General features: G+C 72.1%; 10 protein-coding genes and 1 pseudogene. 10 read left to right on the plus strand and 1 reads right to left on the minus strand.

Annotation, left to right across the window (positions count from 1 at the left end):
- Nucleotides 1–199 precede the first annotated feature (199 nt).
- The 5 genes from ACFWIA_RS09315 to ACFWIA_RS09335 all read left to right on the plus strand — a co-directional run bounded on the left by ACFWIA_RS09315 (nt 200) and on the right by ACFWIA_RS09335 (nt 5,149).
- Nucleotides 200–562 carry a YraN family protein gene (locus tag ACFWIA_RS09315; RefSeq protein ID WP_387001995.1) on the plus strand — a complete coding sequence of 121 codons (363 nt, stop codon included), beginning with the start codon at nt 200–202 and terminating at the stop codon, nt 560–562.
- Nucleotides 562–2,181, plus strand: a complete 1,620-nt coding sequence (locus ACFWIA_RS09320; protein WP_387001997.1) for a YifB family Mg chelatase-like AAA ATPase — start codon at nt 562–564, stop codon at nt 2,179–2,181. The genes ACFWIA_RS09315 and ACFWIA_RS09320 overlap by 1 nt, the downstream gene beginning before the upstream one ends.
- Nucleotides 2,178–3,329 carry a DNA-processing protein DprA gene (gene dprA / locus ACFWIA_RS09325; protein WP_387001999.1) on the plus strand — a complete coding sequence of 384 codons (1,152 nt, stop codon included), beginning with the start codon at nt 2,178–2,180 and terminating at the stop codon, nt 3,327–3,329. The genes ACFWIA_RS09320 and dprA overlap by 4 nt, the downstream gene beginning before the upstream one ends.
- 225 nt (nt 3,330–3,554) lie before the next feature.
- A complete protein-coding gene (gene whiG, locus ACFWIA_RS09330; protein ID WP_387002001.1) occupies nt 3,555–4,391 on the plus strand; it encodes an RNA polymerase sigma factor WhiG in 837 nt (278 codons plus the stop codon).
- 200 nt (nt 4,392–4,591) lie between these two features.
- Nucleotides 4,592–5,149 (plus strand): TetR/AcrR family transcriptional regulator, encoded by a 558-nt coding sequence (locus tag ACFWIA_RS09335; protein WP_387002003.1) that lies wholly within the window; start codon nt 4,592–4,594, stop codon nt 5,147–5,149.
- A gap of 278 nt (nt 5,150–5,427) precedes the next feature.
- Here the strand turns inward: ACFWIA_RS09335 and ACFWIA_RS09340 are convergent.
- Nucleotides 5,428–5,997 (minus strand): annotated as a pseudogene (locus ACFWIA_RS09340) (peptidoglycan DD-metalloendopeptidase family protein); the annotation flags it as partial.
- 317 nt (nt 5,998–6,314) lie between these two features.
- Between ACFWIA_RS09340 and rpsB the strand changes: the two are divergent.
- From rpsB to ACFWIA_RS09365, 5 genes are all read left to right on the plus strand, one after another.
- Nucleotides 6,315–7,256 (plus strand): 30S ribosomal protein S2, encoded by a 942-nt coding sequence (gene rpsB, locus ACFWIA_RS09345; protein WP_387002005.1) that lies wholly within the window; start codon nt 6,315–6,317, stop codon nt 7,254–7,256.
- Nucleotides 7,257–7,423: 167 nt separating this feature from the next.
- Nucleotides 7,424–8,260, plus strand: coding sequence for a translation elongation factor Ts (tsf, locus tag ACFWIA_RS09350; protein WP_387002007.1), 837 nt, complete (start codon nt 7,424–7,426; stop codon nt 8,258–8,260).
- A gap of 177 nt (nt 8,261–8,437) precedes the next feature.
- On the plus strand, nt 8,438–9,214 hold the full coding sequence (gene pyrH, locus ACFWIA_RS09355) for a UMP kinase (RefSeq protein ID WP_385491575.1): 777 nt from the start codon (nt 8,438–8,440) through the stop codon (nt 9,212–9,214).
- A 200-nt stretch (nt 9,215–9,414) separates the two neighbouring features.
- Nucleotides 9,415–9,972: a ribosome recycling factor gene (gene frr / locus ACFWIA_RS09360; RefSeq protein ID WP_387002009.1), complete on the plus strand. Its 558-nt coding sequence runs from the start codon at nt 9,415–9,417 to the stop codon at nt 9,970–9,972.
- Between the two features lie 206 nt (nt 9,973–10,178).
- Nucleotides 10,179–11,357 (plus strand): phosphatidate cytidylyltransferase, encoded by a 1,179-nt coding sequence (locus ACFWIA_RS09365; RefSeq protein ID WP_387002149.1) that lies wholly within the window; start codon nt 10,179–10,181, stop codon nt 11,355–11,357.
- Nucleotides 11,358–11,411: the final 54 nt, after the last annotated feature.

Here is an 11,411-nt window from a genome sequence, read left to right on the forward strand (position 1 = left end):
ATTCCACGCACACCCCGGGTGCATCCCGGACGCTCCCGGAGTGCCTCCTGAGCGCTCCACGGACCCGGCACGGGCCTGCTGAACCACCCTCGGGTTCACTCGATCGGGTGGTGCAGTTATCCACAGGCGCCGGGCTGTCCACCAAGATCCACACGCTGGGCGCCGTTGCCGCACCGTGGGTGTCGGAGGTGGTGCCGACATGAACGCACGAGGGGCGCTCGGCAAGTACGGCGAGGACCTGGCCGCCCGGCGGCTGACCGCGGGCGGATGGGCCGTCCTGGCGCGCAACTGGCGTTGCGGAAGGGCGGGCGAGCTCGACATCGTGGCCCGCGAGGGTGACGTCCTGGTGGTCTGCGAGGTCAAGACCCGACGCGAGGGGCCGTTCCAGCAGCCGCTGGCCGGGGTCACGCCCGACAAGGCCCGGCGGCTGCGTGACCTCGCCCAGCGCTGGGTCCAGGAACACGGAGGGGCCCCGCCGGGCGGGGTGCGCATCGACGTGGTGGGGGTGTTGGTGCCCCGCCGCGGCGCGCCCCGGGTCGAGCACGTACGGGGAGCGGTCTGATGGGGTTCGCACGCACGTGTTCGGTGACGCTGGTGGGCGTCGAGGGAGTGGTGGTCGAGGTCCAGGCCGATCTGGAGCCGGGCGTGGCCTCCTTCGCCCTGGTCGGCCTCCCGGACAAGAGCCTGGTGGAGAGCCGGGACCGGGTCAGGGCGGCCGTGGTGAACTCCGGGGGCCAGTGGCCGCAGAAGAAGCTGACGGTCGGGCTCAGCCCCGCCTCGGTGCCCAAGGGCGGCAGTGGATTCGATCTCGCCGTGGCGAGCGCCGTGTTGGGGGCCGCCGAGCGCATCGACCCCCGGGTCCTCGCGGACCTGGTGATGGTCGGGGAGCTGGGCCTCGACGGTCGGGTACGACCCGTCCGCGGGGTGCTCCCCGCGGTCCTCGCGGCGGCCGACGCCGGATACCGGCAGGTCGTCGTCCCGGAGTGCTCGGCTGCCGAGGCGTCCCTCGTCCCCGGGGTCGCCGTCCTCGGGGTGCGCAGCCTGCGTCAGCTGATCGCCGTCCTCACCGACGAACCGGTGCCCGAGGAGGAGCCGGACGACCCCGGTCGCCCCGATCCGGCGCACTCGGGACTCCATCTGCCCTCGGAGGGCTTCGGCGGCCTCACCACCCGCGCGGGCGGCCGGGAGCACGTGCCCGACTTGTCCGACGTCGTCGGACAGCGTTCGGCACGCGCGGCGATGGAGATCGCCGCCGCCGGGGGACACCACGTGTACCTCCAGGGCCCGCCGGGTGCGGGCAAGACCATGTTGGCGGAGCGGCTCCCGGCGATCCTGCCGCCGCTCAGCCGTGCGGAGTCCCTCGAAGTGACCGCCATCCACTCGGTGGCGGGAACGCTCCCGCCGGACCGCCCGCTGATCGAGAGCGCCCCCTACTGCGCCCCGCACCACTCCTCGACCATGCAGTCCCTCGTGGGCGGCGGCCGGGGCACGGCCCGGCCCGGCGCGGTCTCGCTGGCTCACCGTGGAGTGCTTTTTCTTGATGAAACGCCGGAATTCGGAGGACATGTCCTCGATGCGCTCCGGCAACCGCTGGAGTCGGGCCATGTGGTCATCGCCCGCAGTGCGGGGGTGGTGCGGCTGCCCGCCCGGTTCATGATGGTCCTCGCCGCCAACCCCTGCCCGTGCGGGCGCTTCGGGCAGCGCGGCGCGGGATGCGAGTGCTGGTCGTCGGCGGTGCGCCGGTACCAGGCGAGACTGTCCGGGCCGCTCCTGGACCGGGTCGACCTCCGGGTGCGCGTCGAGGCCGTGACCCGGGCCGAGTTGGCCGCGGTGGGGGAGCGCCGCGAAAGCACCCGCACCGTCGCCGACCGGGTCCTGGCCGCCCGGGAACGCGCCGCCGACCGGTTCGCCGACACCCCCTGGCGCACCAACGGGGAGGTCCCCGGCCATGCGCTGCGCACCCGGTGGCACGCGGTGGCCGGGGCGCTGGACGAGGCCGAGCGCCGCCTGGAGCGCGGTCTGCTCACCGCACGGGGCCTGGACCGGGTCCTCCGCGTCGCCTGGACGGTGGCCGACCTCGTCGGTCACGACCGCCCGGACGCCGGTGACGTCGAACTGGCCCTCCATCTGCGCACCGGCGCCCCGCCCGGCGCGGTACGAGCCCTCGGGACGCCGGCATGACCGCGGCCCCCGCGGAACGCCGCGCCCGAGCCGCCCTGACCCGGGTGATCGAACCGGGCGACCAGACCGGCGGCCACTGGTTGCGGACGTACGGGCCGGTGGAGGTGGCCCGGCGACTGGCGGGCGAGGGCGAACCGCTGCCCGGGGTGACGGCGAAACGCTGGGCGGGGCTGCGGATCAGAGCCGAGCGGATGCGTCCGGAGGCCGACCTCGCCACCGCCCGGGACGTCGGCGTCCGCTTTCTCTGCCCCGGGGACGCCGAGTGGCCCGCCCAACTCGACGACCTCGAAGACGCCCGCCCGATCGGACTGTGGGTGCGCGGTCGACCCAGCCTGCGCCTCTGGGCCCTGCGCTCGGTCGCCCTCGTCGGCGCCCGGTCCTGCACCGAGTACGGTGCCCACACCGCCGCGGGCCTGGCCGCCGACCTCAGTGCACGCGGCTGGGTCGTGGTCTCGGGCGGGGCGTACGGGATTGACGGCGCCGCGCATCGCGGTGCCCTCGGCTCCCACGGCGCCACGGTCGCGGTCCTCGCCTGCGGGGTCGACCGCCGCTACCCGCCGGGACACCGCGCCCTGCTCGATCGGATCGGCGAACAGGGCTTGCTGGTAGGTGAGTTGCCGCCCGGCGACCACCCCACCGCCAGCCGGTTCGTGCTGCGCAACCGGGTGATCGCCGCACTCACCCGCGGCACGGTGGTGGTCGAGGCCGCCGTCCGCAGCGGCGCACTGGCCACGGCGCGCTCGGCCGGGCGGCTCGGTCGCTTCGTGATGGGCGTTCCCGGCCCCGTCACCAGCACCCTGTCGATGGGGGTCCACGAACTCCTGCGGGAGCAGGCCGTGCTGGTCAGCGACGCGGCGGAAGTGATCGAACTCATCGGCACCATGGGGCAACTCGCACCCCGCAAGTCCGGCCCCCTCCTGCCCAGGGACCTCCTCGGGCCCGTCGCGACACGGGTGCTCGCCGCGCTCCCGGCCCGGGGAGCCGTCCCGCCCCGGGAGATCGCGAGGGAGGCGGGAGCCACCGAGGACGAAGCGATCGGCAGGCTGTACGAGCTTCACTCGCTGGGGTTCGTCGAACGACACGGCGACGGCTGGCAGTTGACACGCCGAACACGTGACGTGTCCGCCCGGACCAGCCACGGAGCGTGATTGACGCCCCGGACGTCACCCGCACGTGTGCCGTGCCCCTGCGAATCAAGGACCTTGGGGGTGAGGGCACGTCACCGAGAGCGACGCCGCGGACTCGCCCGGGGCACCAACGGAACGTATCTGCGCACAGATGATCCCAGAGTCTTCGCACACCGCGACACTCCAGTCACGCTACGCTCACGAGGATTCCCACCCAGTTCACGGCAGAACGGCACAAGGCGACGAATGCCCCAGCACACCTCCGGGTCTGACCGGGCGGCTGCTCCCCCCGCTGCCCGCGGGAGCGTGCGGCCTCCCGCCCCCTCGACGCTCGACGAACTGTGGAGGTCGTACAAGGCGACGGGCGACGACCGTCTGCGCGAGCAGCTGATCCTGCACTACTCGCCGTTGGTCAAGTACGTCGCGGGGCGGGTGAGTGTCGGACTGCCGCCCAATGTGGAACAGGCCGACTTCGTGTCCTCCGGGGTCTTCGGGCTCATCGACGCGATCGAGAAGTTCGACATCGAGCGGTCCATCAAGTTCGAGACGTACGCGATCACCCGCATCCGGGGCGCGATGATCGACGAACTGCGCGCCCTGGACTGGATCCCCCGGTCCGTCCGGCAGAAGGCCCGCAACGTCGAACGGGCCTACGCGACCCTGGAGGCCCAGCTCAGGCGCACCCCCACGGAGAGCGAAGTCGCCGCCGAGCTGGGGATCGCCCTGGAGGAACTGCACGGTGTCTTCAGTCAGTTGTCCCTGGCCAACGTCGTCGCGTTGGAGGAACTCCTGCACGCCGGCGGTGAGGGCGGCGACCGGTTCAGCCTCATGGACACCCTGGAGGACACCGCCGCGGACGACCCGGTCGAGATCGCCGAGGACCGCGAGCTGCGCCGCTTCCTCGCCCGCGCCATCAACACCCTGCCCGACCGGGAGAAGACCGTCGTCACCCTCTACTACTACGAGGGGCTGACCTTGGCGGAGATCGGACTGGTGCTCGGCGTCACGGAGAGTCGAGTGAGCCAGATCCACACCAAGTCCGTGCTCCAGCTCCGCGCCAAACTGGCTGGATTCGGTCGCTGAACGGCACTTCCGGCCGGAACCGCCCCCCGGGTGCGTCACGACTGGGGTCAATGGGGCCGTTGAGGCGCGGCGAGGGGGGTTCCGGGCGCTCGTTTCGGGTGAGGGGCGTGCCGCGGGTGACGTGTCGAAAGGGTGACCGGCTCCCATGTCGGCCAGCGCGTCCGTAAAGTGGAGGGGTGCCAAGGATTCGAGCGGCCTCAGTGGCCGAGCACCGTTCGATGCAGCGCGCCGCCCTGCTGGACGCCGCGCGGTCCCTGCTGTCCGAAGGAGGCACGGAGGCGCTGACCTTCCCCGCCCTCGCCGAGCGCACCGGTCTCGCCCGGTCCTCGGTGTACGAGTACTTCAAGTCGCGCGCCGCCGTGGTCGAGGAACTGTGCGCCGTCGACTTCCCCGTCTGGGCCGCCGAGGTGGAGGGCGCCATGGCGCTCGCCGACGACCCCGAGGGCAAGATCGAGGCGTATGTGCGTCGACAGCTCGACCTGGTCGGAGACCGTAGGCACCGGGCCGTCGTCGCCATCTCCGCGAGCGAGTTGGACCGCGGCGCGCGGGAGAAGATCCGGGCCGCCCACGGCGGGCTGGTGACGATGCTCGCGGAGGCGCTGCGCCAGATGGGCCACGCCGAGCCGCGTCTCGTGGCGATGCTGTTGCAGGGGATCGTCGATGCCGCCGCGCGACGGGCGGAGCTGGGGGCGGCGGAGGAACCGGGCGCGATCGCGGACGCCGCGGTGGCCATGGCCCTGCGCGGGGTCCGCGGCTGATCCCCACGGCCCGACTCGCCCGACCGGCCCGACTCGCCCGACCGGCTCGTCGGCCCGACGGCCCAGGGACGAGCGTCGCGGTGGCCCCGTACGGCCCGCTGCGGGTGCGGCGGACCCGCAGCGCCCGCGCTCCTGCTGGCCCGGGCCCCCGAGGACCGCACCAGGGGCAGCAGTCGGGGCGGGGGATGCCGCAGGAGGTGGGGCGGCAACAGGGACAGCGGGTTCACGTACGTCCGGTCACGACGTAGCCCCCAGTGCACACAGGGGTCGGCGCAGTGCGAACCCGTCGCTTCCACCCAGCCGAGCACGTCCCCGGGGGCGATGCGGTCACCGCGCCGGACCCGGGGCCGCACCGGCTCGTGCGTGATCCGCAGGGCCGGGTCGCCCGTGCCGTCCAGCTCCACGGTGACCACCCCCCGCCCGGCGACCCGGCCCGCGTGGGCCACCCGGCCGGCGGCCACCGCCCGGACCTCCGCCCCCGCGGTCGTCGCCAGATCCACTCCGCGGTGACCCGCCGCGTACGGGGTGGGCGGCGGCTCCCACCCCCGGAGCACCGGCGGTCTCGGTACGAGGGGCCAGGAGACCGCCACCTCGGGCACCCGGTCCGCCGCCCCGCCCTCTCCCTCCTCCTCCGTGCCGGCCGGTCCGACCGCGCCCGTGGTGAGGGGCGCGGGGCGGGCATCGGCGAGCGTCCAGACACCCCCGCACACCAGCGCGGTGACCAGCACGCTCGCCACCAGCGCTCGGACGGCGAGCACCGCCCGGACCCCCGCCCCGCCGGCGCCCCCGCAGCCAGGTCCCCGGTCCCCCCGCTGCGCGGGCCACCCCGTCGCACGCCTCCGTGCCATCGCACACCCCCGTGCCTCCCGCGGCCCGAGCGGGCCGTTGCGTCCACAGTGCCGTGTCGTCACTCCCCGGAGCGGGCCCGCGGACGATCTGTGGACAAGTGGGCGGTTGTGGACAGGGGCGTCACTCGACAGGTTCAAGGTCCCGTACACTTCATGTGGCGACCCGGGTCACCGGGTCGACTTCGCACGCCCCGACATTCACCCCGCTCAGTGGTGGTGTCCGCGCTCCTCGGTCCTTCGTGGCACAGCGCGCCGGGGCGTCAGGCGCGACCGCCGTCCGGCGGACGCGGCAACCGAGTACCAAGGAGAACACGGCCATGGCCGTCGTCACGATGCGGGAGCTGCTGGAAAGCGGCGTCCACTTCGGTCACCAGACCCGTCGTTGGAACCCGAAGATGAAGCGCTTCATCTTCACGGAGCGCAACGGCATCTACATCATCGACCTGCTCCAGTCGCTGTCGTACATCGACCGCGCCTTCGAGTTCGTCAAGGAGACCGTCGCCCACGGCGGCACGGTCATGTTCGTCGGCACGAAGAAGCAGGCGCAGGAGGCCATCGCCGAGCAGGCGACGCGCGTCGGCATGCCCTTCGTGAACCAGCGCTGGCTGGGCGGCATGCTCACCAACTTCTCGACCGTCTACAAGCGTCTGCAGCGCCTCAAGGAGCTTGAGCAGATCGACTTCGACGACGTCGCCGCGTCCGGTCTCACCAAGAAGGAACTCCTCGTGCTCTCGCGCGAGAAGGCCAAGCTGGAGAAGACCCTCGGTGGTATCCGCGAGATGCAGAAGGTGCCCAGCGCCGTCTGGATCGTGGACACCAAGAAGGAGCACATCGCCGTCGGCGAGGCCCGCAAGCTGAACATCCCGGTCGTCGCGATCCTGGACACCAACTGCGACCCCGACGAGGTCGACTACAAGATCCCGGGCAACGACGACGCGATCCGCTCCGTCACGCTGCTCACCCGCGTGATCGCCGACGCCGTCGCCGAGGGCCTCATCGCCCGCTCCGGTGTCGCGACCGGTGACTCGAAGCCGGGCGACAAGGCCGCCGGCGAGCCGCTCGCCGAGTGGGAGCGCGACCTGCTGGAAGGCGAGAAGAAGGCCGACGAGGCCCCCGCCGCTGCCGAGGCGCCCGCCGCCGACGCCGCCGCTGAGGTCGCGACCGAGGCCCCCGCCGAGGCGCCGGCCGCCGAGGCCGCTGCCGAGGCCACCGAGGCGCCGGCCGTCGAGGCCCCCGCCGCCGACGCCGAGCAGGGCTGACCCAACCGGCCGAGGACCTGAGGGCCGACGGCGGGGCGGAAGGCATCACCCTCCGCCCCGCCGTCACCCGCCCGCCGGTCCGGTTCCGCGGGACGCCGTCCTGAGCCGCCCGGCCGACCGGTGACCCGTAGATCCTCGATCTTCCAGACTTCGAGAAAGATAGACTCATGGCGAACTACACCGCCGCCGACGTCAAGAAGCTCCGCGAGCTCACCGGCGCCGGCATGATGGACTGCAAGAAGGCGCTCGACGAGGCCGACGGCAACGTCGAGAAGGCCGTTGAGCTGCTCCGGGTCAAGGGCCAGAAGGGCGTCGCCAAGCGCGAGGGCCGCTCCGCCGAGAACGGCGCCGTGGTCTCCGTCATCGCCGACGACAACTCCTCCGGCGTCATCCTTGAGCTGAAGTGCGAGACGGACTTCGTCGCCAAGGGCGAGAAGTTCCAGGCCGTCGCGGGCGCGCTGGCCGCGCACGTCGCCGCGACCTCCCCCGCCGACATCGAGGCGCTGCTCGCCTCCGAGATCGAGCCCGGCAAGACCGTGCAGGCGTACGTCGACGAGGCCAACGCCAACCTCGGCGAGAAGATCGTCCTCGATCGTTTCGCCCAGTTCGCCGACGGTTACGTCGCGGCCTACATGCACCGCACGATGCCCGACCTCCCGCCGCAGATCGGTGTCCTGGTCGAGCTGGACGCGCCGAACGCCGAGGTCGCCCGGGGCGTCGCGCAGCACATCGCCGCCTTCGCGCCGAAGTACCTCTCCCGCGAGGACGTCCCCGCCGAGGTCGTCGAGGCCGAGCGCCGCGTCGCCGAGGAGACGACCCGCCAGGAGGGCAAGCCCGAGGCTGCCATCCCGAAGATCGTCGAAGGTCGCGTCAACGGCTTCTTCAAGGACGCCACCGTCCTGGGCCAGCCGTACGCCCTCGACGCGAAGAAGTCCGTCCAGCAGGTCCTGAACGAGGCCGGTGTCACCCTGAAGCGCTTCTCGCGCATCAAGGTCGGCATCTGAGTCCGTTCCGCGATCGCCCGTAGACAACCGCTAGGGTCTACAGCGGTCGCCCGCGTACGAACCGCGTGCGCGACGGAGGACCGCAGATCTGACGAGGAGGCCATTGCCGAGCATGGGATGCGTACGACACCCCACCGGCAGTGGCCTTCTTCGCATGTGCAGCACGAGGAGAACCCCATGACCACCCAGGCCGGCACCGGCGAGAAGAGCGCGAAGAGCGACGACGGCAAGGTTCCCGGGCGCTTCCTGTTGAAGCTGTCCGGCGAGGCGTTCGCCGGCGGCGGGGCGCTGGGCGTCGACCCCGACGTGGTGCACAACATCGCCAGGGAGATCGCGGCCGTGGTCCGCGACGGCTTCGAGATCGCCCTGGTCATCGGCGGCGGAAACTTCTTCCGCGGCGCCGAACTCCAGCAGCGCGGAATGGACCGGGCCCGCTCCGACTACATGGGCATGCTCGGCACCGTGATGAACTGCCTCGCCCTCCAGGACTTCCTGGAGAAGGAGGGCATCGACTCCCGGGTGCAGACCGCCATCACCATGGGGCAGGTCGCCGAGCCGTACATCCCGCTGCGGGCCGTGCGCCACCTGGAGAAGGGCCGGGTCGTCATCTTCGGCGCCGGCATGGGCATGCCGTACTTCTCCACCGACACCACCGCCGCCCAGCGGGCCCTGGAGATCGACGCGGAAGCCCTGCTCATGGGCAAGAACGGCGTCGACGGGGTCTACGACTCGGACCCCAAGGCCAACCCGGACGCGGTCAAGTTCGACGCCCTCGGCTACGGCGAGGTCATCACCCGGGACCTGAAGGTCGCCGACGCCACGGCGATCACCCTGTGCCGTGACAACAAGCTGCCCATCCTCGTGTTCGAACTGCTCGCCGAGGGCAATATCGCGCGCGCGGTCAAGGGTGAGAAGATCGGCACCCTGGTCGGCGACCAGGGCGCCCGGGCCTGACCCACCCGGCCGGCAACCGGTCCGTGCCCGCTCCGGGCGCCGCCACGGGGTTCCTTCCCAGGAATTCCAGGAACCCGGACCAGGGGTACGGACAGGGGATGGACAAAGCCCTGACGGTCGGACACCGTGCAGGGGACAGACGCGACGCGGTCGGCGCCACCACCGGAGCTGGACCTACTCAAGACACGCAGGAGCAAGTGGTGATCGAAGAGACCCTCCTCGAAGCCGAGGAGAAGATGGAGAAGGCCGTCGTCGTCGCCAAGGAGGACTTCGCCGCGATCCGCACCGGCCGTGCGCACCCGGCGATGTTCAACAAGATCGTGGCGGACTACTACGGTGCGTTGACGCCGATCAACCAGCTCGCCTCGTTCTCCGTGCCCGAGCCGCGCATGGCCGTCGTCACCCCGTTCGACAAGAGCGCGCTGCGCAACATCGAGCAGGCGATCCGCGATTCGGACCTCGGCGTCAACCCGAGCAACGACGGCAATATCATCCGGGTGACGTTCCCCGAGCTGACCGAAGAGCGCCGCCGCGAGTACATCAAGGTCGCCAAGGGCAAGGCGGAGGACTCGAAGATCTCGATCCGTGCCGTGCGCCGCAAGGCCAAGGAAGCGATCGACAAGCTCGTCAAGGACGGCGAGGTCGGTGAGGACGAGGGCCGCCGCGCGGAGAAGGAACTCGACGACACCACCGCGAAGTACGTCGCCCAGGTGGACGAGCTGCTGAAGCACAAGGAAGCCGAGCTGCTCGAAGTCTGATGAACGACTCTTCCTGGGGAGCGCCCTCGCGGGCCGGATACGCCGGGCCGGGGCTCCCGACCGACCAGGGACCCGCCGACGGGTCCGGCCAGGGGCCGACTCAGGACCACGGGTCCGTCCAGGGGTACGCCGCCCCGGCTCCCGGCACTCCCGGCCAGCCCTCCTACGGCCACGCCCCCGCGGCTGGGGCCCAGGGGTACGCGTCCGTGCCCGGGCAGCCCGTCCAGGGGTACGCCCCCGGTCGGGCCGCGCAGGCGTACGCCCCGCCGCGGACCGCCACCCCCGGTGGCCCCGGCCGAGGGGCGGCGCCGGCCGCTCCTGCGTACGATGCGCATGACGTCGTGCGGTCGGGGCAGACCCGGCCCGTGCCGGTCGTGCCCGGTGCACCTCCCGGCGGGGTACCGGACGGCTGGGGAGCCGCGTCGCCGGGCGGTGCCCCTCACCCCACCCACGGCAGTACCGAGGAACTGAGCGGTTCCCGAGCAGGCCGGGCTCCGCACCAGACGGCGTCGCAGATGCCACAGGAGCCCATGCCCAGCGCACCGGAACCGCCCGCCGCACCGCAGAAGAAGAGCGCGGGACGTGACCTGGGCGCGGCCATAGGGGTCGGGCTGGGGCTCGCCGCGGTGATCGTCGCCTCGCTGTTCGTGGTGAAGGCGGTCTTCGTCGGCGTCATCGTCGTCGCGGTCGTCGTCGGGCTGTGGGAACTCACCAGCCGTCTCAAGGAACGCAAGGACATCGACGCCCCGCTGGTCCCGCTCGCGGTGGGCGGGGCCGCCATAGTCGTGGCCGGTTACGCGCGCGGTACCGACGGGGCGTGGGTGGCGATGGCGCTGACCGCGCTCGCCGTTCTCGTGTGGCGGATGTCGCGGCCTCCGGACGGCTATCTCAAGGACGTCACGGCGGGGGTGTTCGCCGCCTTCTACGTCCCGTTCCTGGCGACCTTCGTGGCCCTGCTGCTCACCGCCGACGACGGTGCCTGGCGGGTGCTGACCTTCCTGGTGCTGACGGTCGTCAGCGACACGGGGGCCTACGCGATCGGCTGGCGGTTCGGCACCCACAAGCTGGCGCCGCGGATCAGCCCCGGCAAGACCCGCGAGGGTCTGTTCGGCGCGATCGGCTTCGCGATGGTCGCCGGCGCCCTGTGCATGGAGTTCCTGATCGACGGCGGCACCTGGTGGCAGGGGCTGCTGCTGGGGCTCGCGGTCGCCGTCAGCGCCACGCTGGGGGACCTCGGGGAGTCCATGATCAAGCGGGACCTCGGCATCAAGGACATGGGCACGTTGCTGCCCGGCCACGGCGGCATCATGGACCGGCTCGACTCGCTCCTGCCGACCGCCCCGGTGGTCTGGCTGCTGATGGTGCTCTTCGTGGGGTCCGGCTGATCGGGCTCCGTGCCGGACGCAGGTCTGTCGACCTGCACGTACGACGGTGAGGGC

It is taken from the genome of Streptomyces sp. NPDC127068 (assembly GCF_042724695.1).
Taxonomy (GTDB): domain Bacteria; phylum Actinomycetota; class Actinomycetes; order Streptomycetales; family Streptomycetaceae; genus Streptomyces.